General features: G+C 69.7%; 30 protein-coding genes and 1 pseudogene. 14 read left to right on the top strand and 17 right to left on the bottom strand.

Annotated elements, in window-relative coordinates; genetic code table 11:
* A complete protein-coding gene (locus DVS28_RS26510; RefSeq protein ID WP_114594666.1) occupies nt 1-312 on the top strand; it encodes a helix-turn-helix domain-containing protein in 312 nt (103 codons plus the stop codon).
* A gap of 231 nt (nt 313-543) precedes the next feature.
* Entirely contained in the window at nt 544-2,115 is a 1,572-nt protein-coding gene (locus DVS28_RS26505) for a cell wall-binding repeat-containing protein (protein ID WP_164711132.1), read from the top strand.
* A 163-nt stretch (nt 2,116-2,278) separates the two neighbouring features.
* Here DVS28_RS26505 and DVS28_RS26500 read toward each other — a convergent pair whose 3' ends face one another.
* From DVS28_RS26500 to DVS28_RS28885, 3 genes are all read right to left on the bottom strand, one after another.
* Nucleotides 2,279-2,752, bottom strand: a complete 474-nt coding sequence (locus DVS28_RS26500) for a hypothetical protein (protein WP_164711131.1) — start codon at nt 2,750-2,752, stop codon at nt 2,279-2,281.
* Between the two features lie 56 nt (nt 2,753-2,808).
* Nucleotides 2,809-3,255: a hypothetical protein gene (locus DVS28_RS26495; RefSeq protein ID WP_164711130.1), complete on the bottom strand. Its 447-nt coding sequence runs from the start codon at nt 3,253-3,255 to the stop codon at nt 2,809-2,811.
* 242 nt (nt 3,256-3,497) lie between these two features.
* Nucleotides 3,498-3,803 carry a hypothetical protein gene (locus DVS28_RS28885; protein WP_216826645.1) on the bottom strand — a complete coding sequence of 102 codons (306 nt, stop codon included), beginning with the start codon at nt 3,801-3,803 and terminating at the stop codon, nt 3,498-3,500.
* 582 nt (nt 3,804-4,385) lie between these two features.
* On the opposite strand from DVS28_RS28885, the gene DVS28_RS28880 reads away from it, so the two are divergent.
* The gene (locus tag DVS28_RS28880; RefSeq protein ID WP_164711128.1) at nt 4,386-4,823 is read left to right on the top strand and encodes a mobile mystery protein A; all 438 of its coding nucleotides are present in this window, start codon (nt 4,386-4,388) and stop codon (nt 4,821-4,823) included.
* Nucleotides 4,808-5,377, top strand: a complete 570-nt coding sequence (locus tag DVS28_RS26485; protein ID WP_342795464.1) for a mobile mystery protein B — start codon at nt 4,808-4,810, stop codon at nt 5,375-5,377. The genes DVS28_RS28880 and DVS28_RS26485 overlap by 16 nt, the downstream gene beginning before the upstream one ends.
* A gap of 20 nt (nt 5,378-5,397) precedes the next feature.
* On the opposite strand, the gene DVS28_RS26480 is transcribed toward DVS28_RS26485, so the two are convergent.
* Both DVS28_RS26480 and DVS28_RS26475 read right to left on the bottom strand, forming a co-directional pair.
* Complete coding sequence (locus DVS28_RS26480) at nt 5,398-5,913, bottom strand: zinc-ribbon domain-containing protein (protein ID WP_114594661.1); 516 nt, start codon at nt 5,911-5,913, stop codon at nt 5,398-5,400.
* Between the two features lie 33 nt (nt 5,914-5,946).
* Nucleotides 5,947-8,178: an SNF2-related protein gene (locus DVS28_RS26475; RefSeq protein ID WP_114594660.1), complete on the bottom strand. Its 2,232-nt coding sequence runs from the start codon at nt 8,176-8,178 to the stop codon at nt 5,947-5,949.
* Nucleotides 8,179-8,379: 201 nt separating this feature from the next.
* Here DVS28_RS26475 and DVS28_RS26470 point away from each other — a divergent pair, with 201 nt between their 5' ends.
* Complete coding sequence (locus DVS28_RS26470) at nt 8,380-8,751, top strand: hypothetical protein (RefSeq protein ID WP_114594659.1); 372 nt, start codon at nt 8,380-8,382, stop codon at nt 8,749-8,751.
* 98 nt (nt 8,752-8,849) lie between these two features.
* On the opposite strand, the gene DVS28_RS26465 is transcribed toward DVS28_RS26470, so the two are convergent.
* The 3 genes from DVS28_RS26465 to DVS28_RS26455 form a co-directional block, all read right to left on the bottom strand.
* Complete coding sequence (locus tag DVS28_RS26465) at nt 8,850-10,112, bottom strand: hypothetical protein (RefSeq protein ID WP_114594658.1); 1,263 nt, start codon at nt 10,110-10,112, stop codon at nt 8,850-8,852.
* Between the two features lie 63 nt (nt 10,113-10,175).
* Nucleotides 10,176-11,117: a hypothetical protein gene (locus DVS28_RS26460; RefSeq protein ID WP_114594657.1), complete on the bottom strand. Its 942-nt coding sequence runs from the start codon at nt 11,115-11,117 to the stop codon at nt 10,176-10,178.
* Between the two features lie 33 nt (nt 11,118-11,150).
* On the bottom strand, nt 11,151-11,588 hold the full coding sequence (locus DVS28_RS26455; RefSeq protein WP_114594656.1) for a hypothetical protein: 438 nt from the start codon (nt 11,586-11,588) through the stop codon (nt 11,151-11,153).
* A gap of 80 nt (nt 11,589-11,668) precedes the next feature.
* On the opposite strand from DVS28_RS26455, the gene DVS28_RS26450 reads away from it, so the two are divergent.
* Nucleotides 11,669-12,055, top strand: a complete 387-nt coding sequence (locus DVS28_RS26450) for a hypothetical protein (RefSeq protein WP_114594655.1) — start codon at nt 11,669-11,671, stop codon at nt 12,053-12,055.
* 21 nt (nt 12,056-12,076) lie between these two features.
* Here the strand turns inward: DVS28_RS26450 and DVS28_RS28875 are convergent, their stop codons facing one another.
* From DVS28_RS28875 to DVS28_RS26420, 8 genes and pseudogenes are all read right to left on the bottom strand, one after another.
* Entirely contained in the window at nt 12,077-12,784 is a 708-nt protein-coding gene (locus tag DVS28_RS28875; RefSeq protein WP_164711042.1) for a hypothetical protein, read from the bottom strand.
* On the bottom strand, nt 12,700-13,275 hold the full coding sequence (locus tag DVS28_RS28870; protein WP_164711041.1) for a hypothetical protein: 576 nt from the start codon (nt 13,273-13,275) through the stop codon (nt 12,700-12,702). Before DVS28_RS28870 ends, DVS28_RS28875 begins: the two co-directional genes overlap by 85 nt.
* 34 nt (nt 13,276-13,309) lie before the next feature.
* Nucleotides 13,310-13,630: pseudogene (locus tag DVS28_RS26445) on the bottom strand (DNA cytosine methyltransferase); the annotation flags it as partial.
* 294 nt (nt 13,631-13,924) lie between these two features.
* Nucleotides 13,925-14,377, bottom strand: coding sequence for a hypothetical protein (locus DVS28_RS26440; protein WP_114594654.1), 453 nt, complete (start codon nt 14,375-14,377; stop codon nt 13,925-13,927).
* Between the two features lie 52 nt (nt 14,378-14,429).
* Nucleotides 14,430-14,771: a hypothetical protein gene (locus DVS28_RS26435; RefSeq protein WP_114594653.1), complete on the bottom strand. Its 342-nt coding sequence runs from the start codon at nt 14,769-14,771 to the stop codon at nt 14,430-14,432.
* Nucleotides 14,768-15,340, bottom strand: a complete 573-nt coding sequence (locus DVS28_RS26430; protein WP_164711127.1) for a DUF262 domain-containing protein — start codon at nt 15,338-15,340, stop codon at nt 14,768-14,770. Before DVS28_RS26430 ends, DVS28_RS26435 begins: the two co-directional genes overlap by 4 nt.
* Nucleotides 15,341-15,547: 207 nt before the next feature.
* On the bottom strand, nt 15,548-15,760 hold the full coding sequence (locus tag DVS28_RS26425) for a hypothetical protein (RefSeq protein ID WP_114594651.1): 213 nt from the start codon (nt 15,758-15,760) through the stop codon (nt 15,548-15,550).
* Between the two features lie 486 nt (nt 15,761-16,246).
* A complete protein-coding gene (locus DVS28_RS26420; RefSeq protein WP_164711126.1) occupies nt 16,247-16,741 on the bottom strand; it encodes a helix-turn-helix domain-containing protein in 495 nt (164 codons plus the stop codon).
* Nucleotides 16,742-16,806: 65 nt separating this feature from the next.
* Between DVS28_RS26420 and DVS28_RS26415 the strand changes: the two genes are divergently transcribed.
* From DVS28_RS26415 to DVS28_RS28855, 8 genes are all read left to right on the top strand, one after another.
* A complete protein-coding gene (locus DVS28_RS26415) occupies nt 16,807-17,091 on the top strand; it encodes a hypothetical protein (RefSeq protein ID WP_114594649.1) in 285 nt (94 codons plus the stop codon).
* Nucleotides 17,088-18,014: a hypothetical protein gene (locus tag DVS28_RS26410; protein WP_114594648.1), complete on the top strand. Its 927-nt coding sequence runs from the start codon at nt 17,088-17,090 to the stop codon at nt 18,012-18,014. Before DVS28_RS26415 ends, DVS28_RS26410 begins: the two co-directional genes overlap by 4 nt.
* A 160-nt stretch (nt 18,015-18,174) precedes the next feature.
* The gene (locus DVS28_RS26405) at nt 18,175-19,095 is read left to right on the top strand and encodes a ParB/Srx family N-terminal domain-containing protein (RefSeq protein ID WP_164711125.1); all 921 of its coding nucleotides are present in this window, start codon (nt 18,175-18,177) and stop codon (nt 19,093-19,095) included.
* A 117-nt stretch (nt 19,096-19,212) separates the two neighbouring features.
* A complete protein-coding gene (locus DVS28_RS28865; RefSeq protein ID WP_164711124.1) occupies nt 19,213-19,782 on the top strand; it encodes a hypothetical protein in 570 nt (189 codons plus the stop codon).
* Between the two features lie 3 nt (nt 19,783-19,785).
* Nucleotides 19,786-20,130, top strand: coding sequence for a hypothetical protein (locus DVS28_RS26395; RefSeq protein ID WP_114594646.1), 345 nt, complete (start codon nt 19,786-19,788; stop codon nt 20,128-20,130).
* A 169-nt stretch (nt 20,131-20,299) separates the two neighbouring features.
* Nucleotides 20,300-20,590, top strand: coding sequence for a hypothetical protein (locus DVS28_RS26390; protein WP_114594645.1), 291 nt, complete (start codon nt 20,300-20,302; stop codon nt 20,588-20,590).
* A complete protein-coding gene (locus DVS28_RS26385; RefSeq protein WP_114594644.1) occupies nt 20,590-20,874 on the top strand; it encodes a hypothetical protein in 285 nt (94 codons plus the stop codon). Before DVS28_RS26390 ends, DVS28_RS26385 begins: the two co-directional genes overlap by 1 nt.
* A 12-nt stretch (nt 20,875-20,886) precedes the next feature.
* Entirely contained in the window at nt 20,887-21,117 is a 231-nt protein-coding gene (locus DVS28_RS28855) for an RNA polymerase sigma factor sigma-70 region 4 domain-containing protein (RefSeq protein WP_164711122.1), read from the top strand.
* A 17-nt stretch (nt 21,118-21,134) separates the two neighbouring features.
* On the opposite strand, the gene DVS28_RS26380 is transcribed toward DVS28_RS28855, so the two are convergent.
* A complete protein-coding gene (locus DVS28_RS26380) occupies nt 21,135-22,277 on the bottom strand; it encodes a hypothetical protein (RefSeq protein ID WP_114594643.1) in 1,143 nt (380 codons plus the stop codon).
* Between the last annotated feature and the right edge of the window lie 5 nt (nt 22,278-22,282).

Below are 22,282 nucleotides of genomic sequence, written 5' to 3'. Positions count from 1 at the left end.
ATGCCTCAGCCTCCCAACCCCCACCTGTCCAACGCCGACTGGTTGCGGACCGCCTACACCCGATGGGGGTGGACCCAACAGCAGATCGCCGAGCACGTCGGAACCTCCCAATCCGCCGTCTCCAAGGCCCTAAGGCGCCACCGCATCCCGGCAGGTGTGCGACCCGACAGCCTCGTGTGGGACGACGACTGGCTCCGCACTGCACGGCTGGACCGCCACCTGACGACCGCCCAGATCGCCGCAGAAGCCCACTGTGACGAAAGCACCGTCGTGCATCACCTGCACCGCCTCGGGCTGCCCACCAGACGCTGACCCACCAGACGCAACCCTGCCGCGGCAACCAACCCGCACCATGCCGGCGGCCGGTTGGAGGGTGTCGGGCGGTGAGGCTATGGTCACTGCCTGCTGTTCAACCGGGGGCTGTGGTGTCGGTGGGCATCGACGTCGTCGTGCCCCGCACCAGGGCGGGCCTGACCGGTGGTGTCCATAGGAGGTCGTGTGTCTACAGGTCGTGTGCGTGGCGGGAAGACAGTGGCGGTGACGATGGTGATGCTCATCGCAATGGTCGGGACACCATCGGCGATCGCCAGCCCACAGCAGTCGCCGACACCCTCCACGACACGGGAGATGCGCAACCCCGGCCCATCTGCGGCCCCATGGTTCGACAACGACCTGGCCACCGTGCAGCGCATCGATGCCGGTGACCCCATCGCAACCGCCATCGCAGTGTCCCGCGAACGGTTCGCCGACGACGAAGCCGAGGTCGTGGTGGTCTCCCGCGACGACGTGTTCGCCGACTCCCTTGCCGCCACCGTGTTCGCCACCCGCGGCCCGATCCTGCTGACCGATTCAGCGACCCTGGACGGTCGGGTTGCCGCAGAAATCACCCGAGTCCTTCAGCCCGACGGCATCGTCTACCTGATGGGAGGCCAGGCAGCACTGTCCTCAACGATCGAGCAGCAGCTTGCAGACTCCGGCCATCAGGTCCGTCGCATGGCCGGTGCATCACGGGTCGAAACCGCCGTTGCGGTCGCCCGCGAATGGCGCGAACACTACGAACACGCCGGCTGGTTCACCTTCGCACGCTCCGACCAGTGGGCTGACTCCATCACCGCTTCCCTGTGGGTGGCCGGACGCGCCCCCGTGCTCCTCACCCCCTCCGACACCCCCCACCCTGCCGTGGAAGCCTTCCTCGGTGAAGAAGGCGGCGGCCGCCGCTTCGAGGTCGCCGGCGGCGAAGCCGCTGTCGCCGAACACGTCGTGCAGGCCTACCTCGCCGCCTCCGCCTGGACCGGCGACAAGTACGTGTTCCGGATGGCCGGCCCGACCCGTGTCGCCACCGCTGCCGCAGTCGACGTCCACTACAACGGCCGCTGGAGCAACGATGTCCCCGGGCCGTCCCACCACATCGTCATCAACGGGTTCGCCGACGACGGCTGGGTCTACGGACTCCCCGCAGCCACCCTCACCACCGGCCAAATCCAGGACGCCAACGTCTCGCTGATGCTGGTCGACACCAACCGGATCGACGCACCCGCCGCCGCACGCCTGTCACCCTGCTACGACACCTACCGGCACGTCCTCATCGTCGGCCCGACCAGCCATGTCAACACACGGGTGGCCGACGCCATGGCCGACACCTGCCAGCCCGACGTCCTCGCCCCGGACGCCGGCGAGACCTGGTGGTGCGACACCCTTCCCGACGACTTCCCCAACCGGCTGTTCACCGTGGAGGACGACCTGCCCGACTGGCGGCACCCGATCGACTGGTTCAACGACGACCAAGGGGTCGACACCGCCTGCTATGACCCGAAGACGTCTACCTCGATCGCACGCGGTAGGGGCTCGGCATTCCGCGCCTGGGCAGACACTCGCCTGCCTCATGATGTCAACGGCATCGAAGAGATCAACATGGTTCGAAATGGCCTGTCAGTCTCGGGCTTTGGGCTGCCGTACGGACCCGAGGGCAGGTACTCCTCTGTGCACGCGGTCTTCGCTAACGCCGACGGTGTCAGCCTGTACTTGGAGGTCATTGGTCCCGGCACCCCAGAGGACTGGACAACGATCTCGCTCGACGAGGTCGTGGACGCCGCCGCAGAGATCCTGGGTTCCTGACCCGACGCCGACGCAACACCCCCTCCCCGAGCCCGTGTTGCGGCAACGCTCGCGGGGGCCATCCCCCCACGAGACGAACGGTGCTGGCCGCACGGCACGGGTTCGGCCAGATCAGCCAGCCGGGACGCCACCGGCCCATGACCGGCCGGCAACCTGTCCGCGGTCAGTTCTCGTCGGGCACCAAGGTGGTTGGCCCAAGCACCGCCACGTCAGAGACCAACCACTCCCCACCCACCCGTTCAACCGCGATCTCCATGCGCAAGATGTCCGACACCGATTGAGGTTGACCCCGCGACGAGTAGGTCTGCTGCACCACGGCAAACGCCACACCCGTGGAACCATCGAACTCACTCAACCGGATCGACTCGACCTGCCCCACCGTCTGCACCGCAGCAGCAGCCAGGTCCCGCCGAATGTCTGCACCGAACAGGTCACGAATCTCTGCCGCATACCCCTCGGTGGACAGCGTCTCCATTTCGGACGCCCACCGATCGATCTCGGCGCCTGCGAACGTCGTCACCTTCAACGCCACCTGCCGGGCTGCAGCAAGGGCAGCGTCCTGCCCGAGCACGCCCACCAGGCCTGCGTGACAGCCGAGTTCCACGGCCCGTTGCTCCGCATCGATCCGGGAAATCACGGCAAAGGCCCCTGCGGACTCCGCGACTCGCTGCCCGGCAACACACCCCTTGCCGGTCAACCATCCCGACGCGCAACCGGCCCCGATGGACGCACCGGAATGCCGTGACGCACCAACCACCGACCAACCGTTGACGCCGACACCCCCACCTCCTCCCCGATCTCCTCCAGGGTCCGCACGTCCACCACATAACGGCCCCAAAGCCACTCACGATCCGCCAACGGCCCCCGATCGGCCAACTCCCGACGAGACAGCACCTCCACCCCACAGTCGACCATCAACGCCCGCAGGTCACGAGGCCGCACCCCCAACGAACCAGCAATCCGGTTCACCGACTCGCCATCACGATGATGCCGGACACGCACCGCCTCAACGTCCACCTCCGCCAACCGTCTTGCCCGCCGATCAGCTGGCCGCCGCACCACGATCCCGTGCCGCTCCAGACGCGCCACCACCGTCCCGGCCGCCACCCCCAACTCATCAGCAATCCCCTGCACGCTCACCCCGTCGTCGTGATGGCGACGCCGCAACCACACCGGGTCATCAAGCCGCCCATCAGCCCCCGGTGCCGCCCCGGGAGGCCGAACCGGGATCCCGTGGCGACGCAGCGCCGCCAGCACCGTCGGCGCCGACACCCCCACCAGCCGGCCAACCTCACGCGCCGACAACCCCTCATCGCAGTACCGGGCAACCAACCACCCGCGGTCCTCCAACACACCCCGATCCACCACCACCATCCACCCGGCTACTGGCCCTGATCCAACAACACGTCCAGACCAAGCAGCCCACCCCGAACCGCCGACAGGCGCTTCTCCCACGGATCCCCGTCGACACCCAACCGACCATGCGCCCAATCCGCCGCAACGACCGCCAGGTTCCCCGCCGCCACCTCCACCCGGAACGCCGCCACAGACTCCCACACGGGATCCTCGAACAACTCCACCAACCCGTCGGCCACCTCCACGAACCCCGCAGGCGGCTCGTCCCGATCAGGCAACGCCGAACAGGACACCACCACCCGACGGGCCGCCTCCACAACCTCTGGCTCCACCCCCACCGGCAACCGGTCCAACCGTCCCCCCAGCCGACGAGCCCAATCCGCAAGGGCCCCACCCCTGCTCCCACCACCCGACCCCGCCGCCGCAACATCCATCGCTGGGCACCGTACCCGCCACACGCCCCCAGCCCCCAACAAGCAGGCACCCGACCCTGGGCACCACGACCCACTCGACGTGTCCGCTGGTCGTGGCTGACCGCCTACCTGATCCGCTGCGACGACGGCAGCGCCTACGTGTCCAGGCACCGGATCCTCCGCACCCCGTGGCTGCGGGTGCTCGTCCACGACATCCACGAACTCGACCCGTCAAGCCTGCACGGGCCGCCACGCGGTCCGCGGCGGGGACGTCGGGAAGATCGACCCGCTCGCCAACCTGATGGCGGACGCCGCGGCGGTGACCGGGGCGGGGGGCACGCGTCACCGATCCGGTGCTGGTCGGCCTGCGGACGCCGATCACCGCCAGAGACGCCCGACGACGTAGCCGACGTGCAGATCAACAACGTACAGATAGTGAATCACAGGCCCATCAACAACAGAAACATTGTGGGCCAGTACACAATCCACTATGTTTGGGTTGTGAATGTTGCTGTCGACCGCCTGGACGAGCGCCTCTCCGCCGTCACCGTCCCTCCCCGACCGCGTGCGGGATGGATCCGCGCCATCCGCGACGCACTCGGCATGTCCGGACGACAGCTCGCCAACAGGATGGGTGTCAGCCAGCAGCGCGTCTCCGCTCTCGAACATGCCGAAGCCGAGGGATCGTTGACACTCGACTCGCTGCGAAACGCCGCCGACGCACTCGGCTGCGACCTCGTCTACGCCCTCGTCCCCCGCACCCCCCTGCGCGACGCCATCCACGCCCGCGCGCTCGCCGTCGCCCAAGCCGAAGCACAGGCCATCGCCGACACCATGGCCCTTGAAGACCAACGGGTCGAGACACGACGGACCGAGGACTGGATCAACGACCGCGCCACAAAACTGACCGGCTCACCCCGCCTGTGGGACGACCCTTGACCCTTAGCTTCGACGGCGACGGCCAAACCCCCCTGGACGCCGAGGACCTGGAAGGGCTGATACCCACATGGGTGACCACCAGAGCCGACCTCAACGAGGTCGAACAGGCCAACATCGCAGCCGCACGCGACAGATGGATGCGACGCAGGTCACCAGACATGCTCGACGACCACGAACTGCGCCGCCTCCACACGGACATGTTCTGCGACGTCTGGCGCTGGGCCGGCAGACAACGGACACGCGAAACCAACATCGGGGTCGAGCCAAGCCGCATCGCCGTCGACCTCCGGACCCTCGTTGGCGACACCCGCTTCTGGCTCGAAACCGACGCGAACTCCGCCGTCGCCCGGTTCCACCACCGACTCGTGCAGATCCACGTGTTCCCCAACGGCAACGGACGCCATGGACGACTCGCTGCCGACCTGCTTGCCAAGACCAACGGGCTCCCTCCCCCACGATGGGGATCGGACCGCAAGGCCTACCTCGACCCACTCCGACACGCCGACACCACCGGCGACATCACCCCCCTGCGACAACACATGTGGAGCACCTGACCCACTCCCTGCCCTGACCCCTACGTGGAGAAGAGTCGAACGTAGGCCACTGATTCTGGCAACGGCTCCGCACGGACGCACTCGGCGCACCGATCCCCTCCTCGATATCGATGGGCCACCTTGGCCCTCCACGCGTAGCCATGCGGCTCGCAATACCACCAGGCGAGCCGAGCCGACTGGGGAGTCACCGTCGACGGCGTCAGGTCACCGTTCCGGGTCGGATGCCACTCCGACGCAAGATCGGGACGGGACCGCGCGAGATTGCGCAACGGCCCCGCCGCAACACCAGCGCAGGGCGGACAGGCCCCATTCGTGCCCTCCTGCGGTAGGGCACGATTCCGCACCAACGTCCGCCACCGATGACCACAGGTGGAGCAGGTCCACACAGGCCGCATCTTCGAGGACGGCGACACATCCCACGCCGTCACCCCGTCGTTCAGCGCCGGGTCCCACTCGTCGGCCAAACCTGGGAACCGGCCTGCGAGCGAACGCTCAGGCTTCGGCTTCCGCTTGGGCGGAACGGACGGGGATGGCACCCACCAAGTATTCAGGCCGGGTGCGACATCCGATCAGCGCAGGTAGGACGCGAACACGTCTCCCATGACATCGGTCGCTGTTGGTTCATCGCCACGCTCGATCTCTCGCATCTGACCCAGGTCGAGCACCGTGGCCATGTTGACCTGCTTGCCCATCATCGCCCGGTACAACCGCTGATCGATCGTCTCGAGCGTCCCCTTGGGATCGATGCAGTTGACCAGAGCCAACACGGTGCCCGAAGGGGCGTCTGCCCGGCCATAGGACCTACCGGCCATCTGTCTTAGGGTCCCCGGGCCAGTCGGAGGGAGGCTGTAAGCCATCACCAGACCAGCCTTGCTCATGCTGTGACCTTCAGCTGCTGCGGCGATGCTGCAGACGATGAAGGGCTCGTCGGGGTTGTTGTTGAAGCGGGCCTTGTTGGCCTCGATCTCGTCACCCTTCATCTCGGTGGCGGCGAGGATCGACGGGATACCGGGGTAGGAGCCGCCGTAGGCGGCCTCGAGCCGCTGCTTGCGTGCCTGGCCTGCGGGCGAGTCCAACCACTCCCCGAGGCGGGCGATGAGAGCCTTCTGGACGGTCTTGTGCCATGCGAACACGACCGCTTGGCGGGGTTCGTCACCGTCGGGCGATTCGGACACCCAGTCGCCGAGCCAGTCCACCGTGGCGTCCATTTTGGCGTAGGCGGCGATCTTGCGGAGGTGGGATAGCTGGACGAGTTTGGCGTAGTCGCCTTCGGCGGTGTTGACGGCGCGGGCGACGGCTCGTCCGACGCTGTCGCCTTCGGTGCGGGCCTTGCCTGCTGCGTGGTCCTTGAGCCACTGGACGAACTCGTCCTCGGCCTGCTTGTACTCGGTGCGCCAGTTGACGGTTTCGCCGGTTTCGGGGTGGGTGCCGCGGTCGGCCATGGGCAGGTCGACGGGGATCTGCTGAATGGGTGGGAGGTCGGGGTACATCTGCCGTTGGGAGCGGCGGACCATCATCAGTGACCGGAGTCGGGTGGCGAGCTCGGCGGAGTTGATGGAGCCTTCGTCGTTGCGGCGTCCGAACCGTTGGGCGTAGGTGCGGTGGGTGCATTCGCGGGCGACCTGGCCGGTGAACTCGTCGACGCAGTCCTTGCACCAGCGGGCGTACCGTTGGATGAACGCGTCCTCCCCACCGAGGTCGTCGAGCCGGTCGAGCAGGTCGATCTGGGGGAGCCATTCGAGGTTGCGGCCGTTGGGGGCCGGGGTGGCCGAGAGCAGAAGGACGGTCTGGACGGTCGGGTGGTGGGCGATCTTCTTTGACGCCCAGGTCCGCCAGGCACCGCCGGTTGCCGGCGGCTTGGGCTTCCCCATCGTCTTAGGCCGCTTGGGAAGCTGCAGGTCCTTGGGGGGCTTGGCCGTCTCGGAAGCCGCTGCGGCGGCGGCCTTGAGGTCGCGGACCTCCTGGCGCCACTCGGCGATCGCCTGGTCGTGCTCGGCCTTCCAGAGCATGTAGTTGCCGACCCATTCGTCGCTGTAGGCGACGGTCTTCAACATCTGGGACTCGTCAACGATGAGGGCGCGCGGTCGGACGCGGAGCAGGTCATCGAGGCGGTGGTGGAGGAGTTCGTAGTTGACGATGTAGACATCGGCATGGGGAAGGCTGTCGCCAAGGTTGGTCTGGCCTTCCAGCACGACGGATTCGACGGTGTCGCCGGTCCACATGGTGAACTCGCGGACCCAGTTGGCCTTGAGGGTGGCTTTGCAGACGACGATGGCGGGGAACGACGTCGGCTGCGGCACGTACAGGGCGCTGATGGCCATGATCGACTTGCCGGCTCCGGGGTCGTCGCCGAGGAATCCGCGGCCGCGGCATTTGCGGGTGACGAAGTCGATGCCGGCGATCTGGTAGGGCCGGATGGCTTGGGTGATGGGGTCGGGGAGGCGGGTGAGGAGTTCGGTGCGTCGTTCCGGGGCGATGGTGACGGTTTGGGAGTCGTTGATCGCGCGGGCGTACCGGGACACGGCGGTGTGCATGCGGTCGAGGAGTGCCGGTGGGGTGACGTCGATGACGTGGGGGAGGTCGAGGAGGCGTTGGCCGAGGGTGGGGTAGGCGAAGGGGCTGGCGGCGCCGTCGATGGTGAGCATTCCGCTGTCGGTGTTGTGCTCGACGTTGGGGATGGCGGTGGTGAGGTGGTGGAGGGTGGCGGGGTCGAGCAGGCGCGTTGGGATGGCCACCATCCCGTTGGGGGTGATGGTGATGCGTTCGGTCCCGTTGAGCAGGGGGGCTTGGGTTGCGGCCATCGGGGGTTGATGGTCGCGTGGGGGTGTGACACCGTCCTTGCCCCGGGCGGCTGTCGGGGGGCGGTTGCCGGGGTGGATGTAGAGCAGCGGCGGGTTGTGGTGTGTGTGCGGGTTTGTGGTGGTGTGGTGTTTGGGGGTGCGGTCGGGCCGGGCCTACCGGTTGCGGCGCATGGTGGCGGGCCGGGCGTGCATGATCGCTGCATGGGTGGTGTCGATCGGGACTGGTCGACCCGGATCGACATGGACGGCCGGGTGTTGCCGCCGTGGGTCAGTGAGATCGTGGAGGCGGCGTGTGACCGGTTCCGGGTGTGTGCCGACCCGAGGGGTGCTGAGGACCGTTCGGAGGATGTTGCGGACGGGGTGGCGGCGATCGCACGCGGCCGCGGTGCACGGATGGGGCGGATCGTTGGGACATCCGGCGGGTTCGTGCACGTCGTTGCCGTGGTTGACGGGTGGGTGGTTGACCTGTGCGCCCGCGTGTGGGAGGACGGCGGCGTTTGGCCCAGGGTCTATCGGGAGGACCGCACCGACGTGTGGTGGCCGGGTGACGGGTGGTCGTTGGACCGGACCTGAATGAGAAGGAGGCTTGGTTCGCGGGGCCCCTTCGTCGTGAGGGATGCGGTCACGGCACCGAGCGTCCGCCACGACACCCTTGGAGGCAGGTTGCGCTGTCAGCGGGTTGTGACTTTGATGCTGTCGGGGTCGATGTTGATGCATCGAAGCTTGTCAAGGACCGGGCCCATGCACTTGCCGCCGTCGGGCTTGTAGTGGCCTGAACGGTCGTTGATGGAGGCGATCATCAGGCCTATGCCGCCGTCATCGGCGAGCGTCCACTCCCCGGCGCAGGCGACGGGTTTGCCGCCACCGAGTTGGGAGTGGCGAATGTAGGTGCCGTTGCTAAGCGCCGGGCCGGAGTTCCAGGTGTAGATGATGGCCTGGGAGGGGTGGAACACCCAGGAGTAGTGGCCGTTCGGGTCCCGGTTGGTCAGCACCTCCTCCTGCTTGGTCATCAGGTTGCGGCCAACGAGGTACCTGGTGCCGTTGGTGGCGACGCGAGCTCCGACGAGCACACCGACACCGGGGACGGTTGTGGGATCGTAGGTGCGCCAGGACTTGAGGTCGCCGATCCAGGGGATCCAGCCAACGGGGTAGGTCTGCTTCTGAAGATCCACGCAGCAGCCGTGCTCACTGCCGTGCTCGACCGCTGAGATGACTCGTTCGGGTTCGGAGATCGGCATCGGGAGATGGGAGCCGATGGTGTAGCCGGCGGAGGCTCCGGCAACGGCGCCTGCAGCAACTCCGGCAGGGCCGGCGAGGATGCCGGCGACGCCGCCGACCATGGCGCCGAGCAGGCCACCGAGGAACCCGCCGACCGTGTTGCTCTGGGAGGCGATGGCGGATCGCAGGTGGGTCGCTGCGAGGGATGATGGGGTCGACTTCGCGGCTGCGGCTGCCGGAGGGCTTTGCGGGGGGAAGGGCGGCAGTGCCTGTTGCAGTGCGGTCGCGGTGGCCTCGTCGAGGTCGATGCCGTAGGCGGCCGCGACGGCGTGAATGTCTTCGGTCGTGACGCGGATGGATGGCGGAACGGGCTTGGTGCCGCTGAAGTCGACCGGTGTGTCGCCATCCCGTGGCTGCAGCATGCCCCTGAATGAGGCCTCGCCCGGTTGGGCGGAGAAGGCAATGGTGCATCCGTAGAAGGTGCCGTCGTCCTTGTCGCGCCTACCCGCTGCGGGCTGCCAAGGCTGTGGCGGGACGGTTAGGGTGCAGGTTGCGCCGTCGTAGGAGTAGGCGAGGGGGCTGCCGAGCAGCGCCACCCGGCCACCGAGCCCGATGTCCAGCTCGGAGAAGTAGCTGCCCCAATAGCGGGTAGTGGTGGTGTAGCGACCGGCCCAGGCGTACAGCGGGCGGCCCGTGTCGCCGGGTTCATCAACCATGGCGCCTCCTCTGCAACAGGTTCGGGCAACCTACTGCTGGACTTGGCGGCGCGACAGGGGGATTTAGTGGGCGAGGGTTTCGGACTTGCGGACGCCGAGGCCGTGGAGGGCGGTGTCGTCGATGAGTCCGGATTCTTCGTAGCCTGCGGCCTGCAGCCGGCGGATCGCCGCTTCGGGGGTCGGGGCGACGAACACGCCACGGGAGAGCCAGCCGGCGCCTTCCACGGGATCGCCGTCGAGGGTGTGGAGGTCGTAGCGGGAGTCCCAGTGGACGCGGACGCCGCCGCGGTCGGGACGCATGCGTGCCTGGACGGCGACGACGGCGACGCCCGGTTCGTCCCAGTCGGTGTCGTCGTGGTTGCGGGCGATGAGTTCGTCGTCGGTGCGGCGCAGCCGGACCGTTGCGCCGGTGCCGTCGGAACCGACGGGTTCGACGGTCCAGTCGTCCTCGCCGTAGGTGTTGGCGATCGCGTCGGCGGTGGCGGCGACGAGCTGGTCCCATCCGACGGGGCGGACCCGGTTGCGTGGTGCGCTGGTTGCGGCCGGAAGGATGTCGCCCCAGTCGGGGTCCAGGTAGCCGATGGCGACCGGGCCGTCGGGGGTGCCGGCGCTGCCGGATTCGTAGCGGACGAGGCCTGGTTCGGACCCGGCGGTGCCGAGGAGGAGGTACTGGTGGTCGGGGCCGTGGGGGCCGTTGACGGTGCGGATGTAGGTGACCTCGTCGGGTGGGCCGCCTGCGCGCTGCCAGGGAATCCCGTCGGGGCCGGTGTGGGTGTCTGGCAGGCCGTTGAGCAGCGGGTTGGTTGGTTGGTTGATCGGCAGGTCCGCCATGGGATGGGTGGGTGCCGGGGGGCCCATCGGGTCGGTGGTGGCGATGGTGGCCGCACCAAGGGCTGCTGTGGCGGTCTGGGTCGCGGTGTGGCGTCCGCAGTCACCGCTGGCGGACGGGTGGGTGCACCGCGTCCCGGTGGTGGAGGATGTGCGTCGGCAGGTCGGTGTGGGCATGCACGGGTCATTCCACCTCGGCCCCGGGGTGGCCTACCGGGTGTAGCGGGGGTCGTTGGCGGGGTACAGGCCGGGGCCGGGGTCGCCGAACTGGGCGGCGGTGGCATCAAGGATCCGGCCGTCGGGCAGCACGTTCCAGGTGTGGGGGATCCCGCCACGTTGGCCTTGGACCATGGTGTAGCCGAACCGGTCGCGGATGTTCCACGACGCCGGGTGGCACGTGCCGGGTCGGGCACCGCCTGCGGCGTGACAGTAGTCGGCAGCGAACGTGAGCGCGTCACGGATCGCCGGGTCGCCGGTCGGGTCGTTGGTGGGGGTGGCGAACGGGTCGTGGGCGGCGACGCTGGCCGCGTCGGTGGTGGACAGCGATGCTGCTTCGGGGTGCTTTGCGGGGCAGTCGTGTCCGTGGGCGATCCGTCGGCGGCATCGGCTGCCGTTCCGGGTTGGGTGTCCGCACTGGCGGGTGGCCATGAGGAGGTCCTCTGTCGTTGGGTGCCGGGTGCCATTCCGGCCCCGGGGTGGCTTGCGGCGGTCGCGCCTACGCTCGGTGGGTGGACGTCCGCCTGCTGATCGTTGTGTCCCTTGCCGTCATCGGTGGGGCCATCGGCACCTATCGTGCGGTCCTGTGGTTGTTGCGGGCTCGGTGGCGTGCGGCACTTGAGGAACAGGCGCGCATCGAGGCGCGGCAACGGGAGGTCGCTGACCGGTGGCCACGGGTCGGTTCTGCGATTGCGGATGCACGCGATTGGGCGTTGGCGGTGCCGGACGACGGCCCGATGCTGCTGGTGGCTGCGGCAGGGGTTGAACAGGCGGCGCAGCGTCTGCTGGTCGGCGGCCCGGATGCGGACGCCGAAGGGGTGCTGCTGGAGGAGGCCGAGGTGTTGGCAGCGATGGTGGCGCGCTGTCGTGCACGGGCCGTCAGCGGCGTTGATGGCTGACCCGGCGACGGGCCGGGGCGGTCAGGCGGCGGCGCGGCCGGTGTGGTCGGTGTGGTCGGCGTGTGCCCGTTGGGCGAGGGTGAGGTAGGCGGCTGCGGCCTGGGCGGGGACGACGCCGTTGCCGAGGAGGCGGAGCCGGTCGTTGCGGCTGATCCCGTCGATGCCGGTGACCCATCCTGCGGGGAGGCCCATGAGCCATTCGGTGAAGGGGACGGAGAGTCGGGGGCCTTGGCGGCGTGGTTCGGCGGGGTGGGGTGGGGTGGTGCCGGTGACCGATGCCCAGCGGGCGATGGCGTCGGTGTAGGGCCCCCAGTCCCGGACCGGCATCCCCGTCGCGGCCCGGGTCGGGTCGTGCCAGCCGGCGTCGCCGAACAGGTTCGCTCCGCCGGTGTGGGCGGCCGTTGACACCGTCAGGGTCTGATGGGTGCCGCCGGGGGTGGCGAGCGCGAGGGCGTCCTCGAGTGTGGGGTGGGTGCCGGTCAGGTCGACGTGGCCGTCGGCGGTGGCTGCGGCAGGTATGCGTTGCAGGACTGCGGAGGTGAGCATCAGGTCGCCGGAGGAGCCGTGCTGGTTGGGTGATCCCTTTGGGCCCTCGGTGGCGCGTGGCGTGGGCAGCAGGTCGCCGGTCGCGGCGGGCGGCACGGTCAGGTGGCCGGCGAGGGGTGCGGGCGGCCGTCCTGCCGGGTGGGCGAGGAGGAACCATCGGTCGCGGTGGTGGGCGGCGCCCACGGTGGACGCGGGTAGGTCGCACCATTGCGTGTCGTACCCGATCTGGGCCAGGGACCACAGAACGACGCCGAGCCCTCCTGCTCGAACAGGCTTGTTTGCGGTGCCGCCCATCCGGCGGCCACAGCACGGGCAGTCCAGTTCGGTGCGGGCGGGTCCGGTTCGAGGATGCGGTTGGTGGCTCGCCGCATCGCCTCCGGTGTGCTGTCGGGGTCGAGTGCCAGGTCGGCCAGTTCGGCGGTCCTGGTCAGCAGGGGCCGCAGTTGGGTGAGCATCCGGGTGAGGGGTTCGCCGGCGATGGTCCACCGCCACAGGTCCGTGGCGATCCGGTCGGTGGTGCCACCGAACCGTCTCGCCAGTGCGTCCAGCGTCCGTTTCGGGCCGGCAATGGACAGGGCGGGGACGTGCTGGGGGCCGTGCGGCTGCTTCCAGATCGAGGCCTCCTGGTCCAGCAGCGAAGCCGCAGACGCATCGGAGGGGGTCGTCGGGTCCATGGATGGTTCCTTCGGCGAAGTACAGGCCGGTGACGTTCTCGAGCAGCACGAGACCGGGGCGCAGCGCGGAGATGGCGGTGACGACCTCGGTCCACAGCCCCGACCGTTCCCCGTCGGTGATGCCGGCGCGGCTCCCGGCCGCGCTGACGTCTTGGCAGGGGAAGCCGGCGCAGAGCACGTCGACGGGGGCGACCGTGGACCAGTCGACGGCAGCGACGTCACCGACGTTGGGGACGTCGGGGAACCGACGGTCCAGCAGGAGGGCGGCTGCCGGATCGTTCTCGGCGTGCCACACGACCCGTCCGCCGGTTGTTGCCGCAGCCGCGATGTCAAGGCCGCCGTGGCCGGAGAACATCGATCCGATGTGGGGCTTCGGGTGGGGCATGTCGGGCGGCGTGTCCAAGGTGGGTCGGGAACGCGATGGTGCACCGTGTTGCGGTCACGGTCGGGCGTTGGGGGTGACCGAGCCATTCCCTGCCCGCCGCGCCGACGGCCCCGGGGCCGTGGCGGTCCACCGTGGGCAGGCGTGGTGCCGATCAGACGAGGTGGGTGTCCTGCTCGGGGTGACCGGTCCGGTCGATCGCGCCCGGTGGCCGCCATGCACTGCTGGTCATTGCCGCTTGGGGCTTGCGCGGCAAGTCGGGTCCCGTCAGGTCCGTGGGGGTTGCCGGTCGCGGATCGGGACGCCGTCGGTGTCGAGGGGGCCGAAGCCGATGGTGAGGGCCTGGTAGGCCGCTTCGGTGCCGTCGGGGCCGGTGAGGAGCACGATGTCGCCGACGCACAGCGACCGGTTGCCGGCGTTGCGGTAGCTGGTCATCCAGCCGAGTTCCTCGTTGGTGATGTCGCCGGGGGGTTCGATGGCGTCCGGGCCGGAGGCCTCGGCCGGGTGCAGGTTGGCGAGCATCCACATCCGTTCGGCGGCGTGCATCCATGCCTCGTCGCCGGCGTCGTCGGGGGCGGGGACGGTGACGGTGTCGGGGTGCCGATCGAACGCCACGATCGTCTGGTCGAACCCGGTCAGTCCCGGCTGGTCCCGGGTGGGGAACAGCAGGCGGCCGTCATTGGTGGCGGCATGGGCGACGGTGGCGGTGAAGTGGGGCATTCCAACCGCATGGTATGCATGGCTAGTATGTCTAGCAGTCCGCTGCTGCCCGTCAGTTGGCGTCGCCGCCGTAGGTGCCGGCCGGACGGTCGGTGCAGTGGCAGCGCAGCACCATCAGCAGACGCGCCCCGGGGCGGCCGCCGTCAACCAGGGCGGCGGCGAGGAGTGTGTTGCGCAGCGGCACCCAGTCCACGGCGGGGAGGTCGGAGAGGTGGTCGATGACGAGGTCGGCCACGACCCCGGTTGGATCGTCGAGGATCATCGAGGCCGTCGAGTCCCTGCGGAGTCGGTCCAGCGCCTCGGCTGACAGGTCCGGGCCGACGGCTTCGACCATGCCGACGAGTTCGGCGAACCGGAACTGGTCGGCGGTCGGCACCGGTGCGGCGGGCGTCATGTCTGGCCGGTGCCCATTGCCGCCGCGCGTTGACGGTCGGCGTCGGTCTGGGCCACACCGCCGAAGTTGACCAGCAGGTACAGGTCGGCCTCCTGTTCGACGGTGAGTCCCTTGACCTCGTGGAAGCCGATGAGCCACCGGTTGGCGGCCATGCGGCGTCCGAGGTCGGTGAGTCCGTCGCGGGTGACGGTGCCGTCGGGGGCGATCCGGGTGGGGTCGACCTCGTTGGCCTCGAACCAGTTGGCCGGGGCCGACACCTTGCCGTCCCACCAGGCCGTGAACGTTTCGAGCCGCTGGCGGCCGTCGACGACGACGAACTGGGGGCGTCCGGCGACGGACTCCTCGACGCCTCGGTCGGACACGATGACGGCGTGCAACGGCAGGCCGAGCTGCATGGACTTGATGAGGTTGGTGCGCTGCTGGTCGGTCCACACGGCCCCCCGCTGGTAGGGCGGGTCCACCGCCATGATGCCGTCACGGATCCACGTGACGAGCTCGTTGACCCGTCGCTTGGTGCCGTCCAGCTGGTAGGACGGGAGGGTGCGGCCGGGGGCGGATGGCTGGGGCATGGGGTCGAGTGTGACGGTTGGCGACGATCCGAGCGCGGCAGGTGGCTGCGGGGGCGTGGATGCCCGTGCCGTGGTGTGGTGGTCGGGGCAGCCCTTGGGGCCCAGCGGCCGGCTGCATGGTCTGCCGGCTCGGGTGGGTGCGCCGCAGGTGGTCGATGGCATCGTGGCGGGTCCTCGTGTCGGGGGGTGTGGCACGGCCATTCCGTTTCAGGTGGCGAGGAGGACGAGAAGCACGACGAGGACGACTGCAGCGGCCGTGATCTGCCAGCGGTGCGGGCGGGAGGACAGGAGTCCGATCAGGTCGGCCCAGGGGTCTGGCCGGCAGGGAGCGGCCAGGTCCTCCCAGTTGGGGACGGGGCCGGGTGGCGGTGGCGGCGGGACGGGATTGGCTGCGCGTGGGTGGAGGTCCGTTGGGGGCACGGCCGCGACAGCGGGTCGCCGTCGGGGTCCTTGCGGTGCTGGGGGGACGATCGCGGTCATGGCCGCTCCGGGGTGTTGGAGGTCGTGGCCTTGACGGTCGGCGGGGCTGGCCGACCTGCCGCCTTCCTGCCGATCCCGTTGCGGCGCAACGGGTGCGTGGCGCACCCGGGTGCCGATGGTGTCGGTGGCCTCCGATGGTGACGGGCATGTCCAGCGATCCGAACGGAAATCACATGAACCTCTCCGACCAAGTACCTGCACATGACTACGTCGAGTCGATCCGTGCTCAGGCGATCGATTCGGTCCTGTCGATGCTTCGTCCTGCTTGTCCTGAGCCGCGTGCCGCCTGAGGTGCCTTCCCGGTGAGGACGTTGGACGGGACCGGTTGGACGGTGCAGCGGGGCCTCGATTGAGGCCGTGCGCACCCGACGGGTTGCGGCCCACGGTGTCGTGGGGGCCTGCACGACCGGGCGTGGCGGGTGCTGCTCATCGCCGTCGGGGGGACATCTGGTCCAGCATGGCCTCGATGACGTCGAGCTGGTCAGGGGTCAGGTCGCGAAGCCGCAGCGCCAGCCGTCCCGCCCTGACGTCGTGGTCACCGGTCACCGGCAGCGCTGCTTCGAGTGCGTCCTCGTCGTCGGGGTCCAGGGCGACGGGCACTTCGACGGTTTCGGGCATCGCCAGCGCGGCGATTGCGGTTTCGAGGGTCGATTCGGCGACGACCCTGTGGCGGGCCGACTCGAGGTTCTGCCACGTCCGTAACGACACACCGGCCGCTGCTGCTGCTTCGGCCTGGGTGAGGCCCAGCTCGGTGCGTCGGGCGCGGACGTAACGGGCCCGACGGGCACCTGCCAGGGCCCCGAGGACGACGGCGGCGGGAAGGCCAATGGGTGAGGCGGCCATCCCGCCCAGGATGAGCGCGTCGCGGATGACGTCGGGCGGGACACGCCGGTTGCCGCCGGGTTTCTTCGATTTGGCCATGCCCACATCCTACATCCGAATGCGGCTATTGCGTATCAGACGGTCGCATGCGTATTGTGGGTCGCATGGTCGACGAAACCTCCCCCGTGCCCCGCCCGCCGCACGCCCCACCCGCCGATGGTGTCCCGCCACCGGACGGGACGGGTCCCCTGCGCGGCTGCGGACCCGCCATCGGGTTCACCGCGGGGCTGCTCGTGCTCGTGTCGTGCGCGATGGTGTACGAACCGGAACTGCGGCACGGGTTGTCCCGTGTCCGGGCGGTCCCGGACGACGCCACCAAAACAGTGGCGGCCGCGTCAGGGTTGCGGCAGGCGCTGGACGCGCCGGCAGATGCGGTCGTGGCCGCGTGACCGCCCCGCTGGCCCTCCCCGGCCTGCTGCCGTTGCGGGGCGCCCCGGGGCCGCTCCCGGCCGCTGGCCGGGTCGGCCCTCCGTCGGTGGTGCTGGCCAACGCCTGCTACGTCGGCGACCGCGACATGATCGGCCGCCACGCCTTCGACACACTCCTCGGCACCGGCGGGCCGGCCCAGATCAACCACTCCCCCGTCGGCCCGTGGCTCGCCCTTGCCGCCTCCCGCATCGACGACCCGGACTCGGTGACCGCCATCCACGCCGGCTGGACCGACCGGTTGTCGGAGGCGCTCGACCTCGTCTGCGTGGAGGCCTACGCCCACGGCATCGTCATCGGCGCCGACCTCGACGCCGCCATCAGCAACATCTGGTCAGCGGCGTTCCTCGTGGAGATGCACGACTTCGGTGGCGTCTGCGCCCTCATCGACGCCCTGGTCGAGGCCGAGATCGTCTGGGTGGCCCGCCAGGTCGCGCAGGCCTGCCACGCCCACAACGGCCGGTACAACGAACTCGCCCACCTCGTCCGGCGGCTCGGTTACCACGGCGCATCCGACACACGCGGGTTCACCGGCTGGAACGTCGCCGGGGCCGTCGAAGGGGCCAGGTGGTCGGCCCGTCCCGACGCCCCCGCAGCACTGCTCGCCGCCACCGCCGCCCGCTACCGCCGCCTCGGCGGCAATCATCTTCACGTCGCCTGCGAATACGGCTTCGCGGCCGTGCTGGACGACCCCACCGACGACTACCCGCTCAACGGGCTCGAAGCGATCGCCCGCGACCTGGGCGACACCACCCTGCGCGGGGTGGCGCTGACGATGCTGGCCTTGGACCCCGCCACGCGGCTGCGCCGGAGCGCCATCCCCCGCAGCGACATCCTGCCCGTGGTCCGTCGCCGGATCGCTGACCGGTGGGAGGGCCCGGAATAGCAGGGGCATGACCCTTCGGCGCGCGCACACCAGGCACGACCCGGCGACTGGCCGGACCGTGCCGGTCAGGGCCCACCCGGTCCGCACCGCCGCCGGCCAGCCACCGGTCGCCCCTGCGCGAATCCGCCGCGCCTCGGCACGGGTGGCCACGAACGACCCGATGGCAGCCCTCCCCGCCCCGACGGTCGCGGCGACCCATCTGGCCGGGATCCCGTCGGTGCTGTCACCCGAGGAGTTCACCGACCGGTTCGTGCCCAGCGAGTACGGGCCGACCTGGGCATCGGCAGCAGACATCGCCGTCAGGCCCGCCCACTGGGCACGCGGGGACGGTCAGACCTGGGAGGAGTTCGTCGACTCGGTCGCACGCGACGGCATCCGGCAGCCCGTCCAGGTCCACGACGGCGTCTGGTGCACCGACGGGCACCACCGGGTGGTGGCCGCCATGGCGACGGGGACCCCGATCCCGTGGGAACCCGCGGACAACCCCGACTACGACGGGCAGATACCCGAGGGCGTCGAGGACTACCACCGGTTCGCCGTGGAGGACGGGGACACCGACCTGATCGACGACGCCGCCCCGTGGGACGACGACTGGTGGGCCGACGTCGCCGAACGCCGTGACCGCAACCTCGGCGTGCTCGCCTACGACTGCCGGGACGGCACGGTCCACATCACACCCGGGGTGCTCGACGAGCAGGCGCGTGCCGCGTTCCTCCTCGGCGGCTGCGGGGCGTTGGCGGCAGCGATGCACCGCGCCCACGGCTGGCCGGTCGTCGGGCTGTGGGCCACCGACGACGAACCCTTCCACGTCGGAGTGCTCGCCCCGGACGGCCTGGTGGTCGACATCGACGGGGCCCACACCCCCCAGGAGTGGGCGATGGCCTACGGGGCACCCGACGACTGCGAGTACGAACCGCTCACCGTCGAGGAGACCGCCCGGGTGGTCAACGACGTCCGTCGCCCAGACGAGCAGCCGTTCGGCATACCGGGCGCGGAAGGGGTCGCGGCGTCGTTCGTGGAGCCGGTGACCGGGCTGTGGCGAGCCGGCATCCGCGGGTGGGTCGCCGACTCCCACACTTGACCCAACCAAGCTGTAGTGCTATGATACGTAGCACACCATAGCTGGTTCGGAAGGGATTCGCAGCGCCATGCCCAGCACCACACCGACCGCACTCGGTGCCTCCAGGAGCGACGCCTGATGGGCTGGGGATCCACCACCTACCCGCCCGGCACCACCACCCTGGACGCCTTCGCCGCCGAGTACGCCGGCGGCACGGAGATCCTCGCCGCCGCCGTCGCCGACGGGGTCGTCTACGCCGCCGTCCGACACCCCGAGGTGTTCAACGGCAAGGTCGTCTGCGAGGTGTCGCTGTACACCCGCGAATCCCGCAACGGCGACCTGTGGATCGCGTTCAAGCACATGGGCGAAACGATGGGCCCCAACGCCGACGCCGCCCCGGCCAAGGTCATGGACCTCCTCGACCCCGTGGAGGAGGCCTACGACACCGCCATCCAGCGCCAGACCGCGCAGGCGTGGCGCGACCGCGTCACCACCGCACGCGCAACCCGCGCGGCCCGCAAGGCCGCGCTCCCCTCCCCCGGCGGAACCGCCACCGTCCAGGCCGGTCTGGACCTCACACCGGACCTCTCCGGCAGGACGGGCACCGTGGTCAGGACCACCCGCAAGTACGCCACCCTGCGGATCGACGGCGACCTGTACCGCCTCCCCCACGCCCTGCTCGACCTCGACACCACCCCGGAGGGCTGAGCCGTGTCGTTCCATCGCGAGAATATCGCATGGCAGTCGAAGGACGGCACGTGGAACCTCGGCTTCTTCGAGGTCGTCTGGGAGGGTTCGGAGGAGGACGGGGAGGACCCCGAATGGGACGTCGACTACGACATGTCCGCGTTCGAGTGGGTCACCACCGGCCACCCCACCCAGATGGCCGCCCGCCGCGCATGGAACGGCTCCAACCCCGGCTCCTCAATGACCTGCCGCCATACGCCCGGTACCGCCCAGCAGTGCGACCGCTACGACCGCATGGCCGCTGACCTGCGGGCTCGTCGCCGCGAGAGCCGCAACACCCTCCCCGCGACCGGGTTCGTACGGTGGTGACCCCCATGCCGTCCACGTTGACCGTTGGGTTGCCGGCCTCCCGCAAGGCCGCATTCGCCGAATGCATCCGCCGCGATGCTCTCCGTGCCAACCCCGTCGGGGCCAGCATCATCCGGTCCCACGACCGGCGCTACGGACCGGTCGGCGCACCCACGACAGGAGTCGCGGCATGAGCGCCGGCCGCAAGGTCCGGTCCACCATGTTCGTGACCATCCCCGACGACGTCCGCGCGGTCCCGACCGACCCCGGCGAGCACGCCTACCGGATCGAGGCGGCCTACCGCATCGAGCGCAACGGCACGGCCCTCGGGATCGTGAAGGCCCGCCGGATCGAGACCTACCGCAAGCACGGCCGGATCCGCTACCCAACCGGCACCCGCAAGGTCTGGACCGTCGACGGCGGCCCACCCCGCGACAACCACGACACGATGGCCGACGCCGTCGCAGCCCTCCTCGCCTGATGGTGCTGCAACACCCCACCGAGGCGGCGCGACGCCCCCGCCTTCAGGCGGGGGAGGATCACGCCCAGTCCGACAACGGCGGGTGGCTCCAGCACTCCTGGGGCATCGACCGCTCCGACGGGACGATCGTCGAGACGGCCGTGCCGCGCAGCCGGTACTTCGGGGTCGTCCTGACCGACGAGGAGGCCGCCGAGTTCCGGTTCTGGAACGCCTCAGGATCCGCATCGGCGTCGCGGGTTGCCCCCGGGCACGCTGGGTGCGTCAGGTGTCGGCGGTACCTCTGACCATCAGAACCGATGAGTACCACACGAACCCGAGGTCCGATCCCCCGTGCCGTCCGGATGACGTCTGCCCAGCACATGGAACGGCGTCGCCGGGCACGGGAACTCCTGGCCGACGGGGACTGGATGTACACCCAGGTCAGCGAGGGTCGCACGGCCCGGCAGATCGCCGTTCGCCTCGGCGTGTCAGCGGGTGCGGTCAACTCGTGGCTTCGCCGCCACGACCTCGTCATCGACGTGTCCTGAGCAACACCGCGTCGCCTTCATGGCCCCTGACGGACCCACTCGTTCCCGTGGAGGACCCAGGGGACATCCTCGGTCAACGACGGACAGCACACCGGGTCGGAATCGGCGTGGACAACGGAGGCGGTGATCACGGCGCCGTCCACCACCCCGACCAGCGGCCCAGCGATCGTCCCGCCGACCTGGACGCCGTGGGCGTCGTAGACGAGTACGACGTCGAACTCGACGTTACCGCCGGGGTTGCAGGTGACGACAACGACCTCCGCCGGCCCCTCGACCCCGTCGACGTCACCCGTTACGACGTCGGCGACCGTGGCGGTCCCGCCGTCTGGCAGGACACCGGTGCCGTCCTCGAGGACGAGCTCGCCGGTCATGTCCCCGCAGCCCAGCCCGACGTGGACGTACCGTCCGTCCCCGGCTGAACCCATGCCGTCGATGTCGGCCGGTGCAGGTGGGACCGGCGGCGGATCGGGCACGGTGGCCGGGACAGGGGCGGGTGGCGGAGCAGCGGCGTCTGTCCCGGTCGGTGGGAAGACCGTCCCGCCGCACATGGCGACGACGAACCGGACGACTGGTTCGCTCCAGATGGCGGCGTGCAGGCCGAAGTCGGCCCTGATGGCGGAGGCCGCCAGCCGCGCGGTCGTGTAGTCCTGGCCGGCCTGGCTGCCTGCCACGTCACGGATGACGGCGGCACCGTCGAGTTGTCCGGTTCGCAGGTCGTCGTGGACGAGTTCGATGACCTCGTCCGCACAGGCCTGATCGTGGTCGCCGGCGATCGTCCACCAGGTCGAGGGGGACGGGAGGCCAGCGACAACTGCCTGGCACTCGGGGGTGACGACATCCTGCGCGAGGGCCAGGGCCGCAGCCCGACCTTGTGCGACGTGGACGTCAACTGCCTCCATCAGACCCATGAGGACGACTGTGCGGGCATCGTCGCCGTATATGAACGCAGTCTCGGTCCAGCTGGCGTCACCGCCCGACAGGAGGACGGCGATGTCGGAAAGGACCGTCTCGACGCAGGCCTCAACCGGAGGGTCGCCCGACGGTTCGGTCACGACATCGGTTGCGGCGATGGTCTGTTCGTCGGGGTCGGTGGCGGTGCAGCCTGCGAGGAGTGAGACGGCAACGACGAGGGCGGCGACCCACGACAACGAGAACTGCATGGCCG

The organism is Euzebya pacifica (assembly GCF_003344865.1).
Classification (GTDB): Bacteria; Actinomycetota; Nitriliruptoria; order Euzebyales; family Euzebyaceae; genus Euzebya; species Euzebya pacifica.
Note: the sequence above shows the minus strand (reverse complement) of the source record. Positions and strands in the feature narration are given on the sequence as shown.

Excerpts from the sequence above, each read along its gene's own strand:
- DVS28_RS26465 (WP_114594658.1), bottom strand. The coding sequence starts at position 10,112 with ATGGTTGATGAACCCGGCGACACGGGCCGCCCGCTGTACGCCTGGGCC.
- DVS28_RS26510 (WP_114594666.1), top strand. The coding sequence starts at position 1 with ATGCCTCAGCCTCCCAACCCCCACCTGTCCAACGCCGACTGGTTGCGG.
- DVS28_RS28855 (WP_164711122.1), top strand. The coding sequence starts at position 20,887 with ATGAGTACCACACGAACCCGAGGTCCGATCCCCCGTGCCGTCCGGATG.
- DVS28_RS26435 (WP_114594653.1), bottom strand. The coding sequence starts at position 14,771 with ATGACGCCCGCCGCACCGGTGCCGACCGCCGACCAGTTCCGGTTCGCC.
- DVS28_RS28870 (WP_164711041.1), bottom strand. The coding sequence starts at position 13,275 with ATGGACCCGACGACCCCCTCCGATGCGTCTGCGGCTTCGCTGCTGGAC.
- DVS28_RS26475 (WP_114594660.1), bottom strand. The coding sequence starts at position 8,178 with ATGGCCGCAACCCAAGCCCCCCTGCTCAACGGGACCGAACGCATCACC.
- DVS28_RS26385 (WP_114594644.1), top strand. The coding sequence starts at position 20,590 with ATGGTGCTGCAACACCCCACCGAGGCGGCGCGACGCCCCCGCCTTCAG.
- DVS28_RS26420 (WP_164711126.1), bottom strand. The coding sequence starts at position 16,741 with ATGGCCAAATCGAAGAAACCCGGCGGCAACCGGCGTGTCCCGCCCGAC.
- DVS28_RS28865 (WP_164711124.1), top strand. The coding sequence starts at position 19,213 with ATGGGCTGGGGATCCACCACCTACCCGCCCGGCACCACCACCCTGGAC.
- DVS28_RS26440 (WP_114594654.1), bottom strand. The coding sequence starts at position 14,377 with ATGCCCCACTTCACCGCCACCGTCGCCCATGCCGCCACCAATGACGGC.
- DVS28_RS26455 (WP_114594656.1), bottom strand. The coding sequence starts at position 11,588 with ATGGCCACCCGCCAGTGCGGACACCCAACCCGGAACGGCAGCCGATGC.
- DVS28_RS26415 (WP_114594649.1), top strand. The coding sequence starts at position 16,807 with ATGGTCGACGAAACCTCCCCCGTGCCCCGCCCGCCGCACGCCCCACCC.
- DVS28_RS26505 (WP_164711132.1), top strand. The coding sequence starts at position 544 with ATGGTGATGCTCATCGCAATGGTCGGGACACCATCGGCGATCGCCAGC.
- DVS28_RS26460 (WP_114594657.1), bottom strand. The coding sequence starts at position 11,117 with ATGCCCACACCGACCTGCCGACGCACATCCTCCACCACCGGGACGCGG.
- DVS28_RS26380 (WP_114594643.1), bottom strand. The coding sequence starts at position 22,277 with ATGCAGTTCTCGTTGTCGTGGGTCGCCGCCCTCGTCGTTGCCGTCTCA.
- DVS28_RS26405 (WP_164711125.1), top strand. The coding sequence starts at position 18,175 with ATGGCAGCCCTCCCCGCCCCGACGGTCGCGGCGACCCATCTGGCCGGG.
- DVS28_RS26470 (WP_114594659.1), top strand. The coding sequence starts at position 8,380 with ATGGGTGGTGTCGATCGGGACTGGTCGACCCGGATCGACATGGACGGC.
- DVS28_RS26390 (WP_114594645.1), top strand. The coding sequence starts at position 20,300 with ATGAGCGCCGGCCGCAAGGTCCGGTCCACCATGTTCGTGACCATCCCC.
- DVS28_RS26430 (WP_164711127.1), bottom strand. The coding sequence starts at position 15,340 with ATGCCCCAGCCATCCGCCCCCGGCCGCACCCTCCCGTCCTACCAGCTG.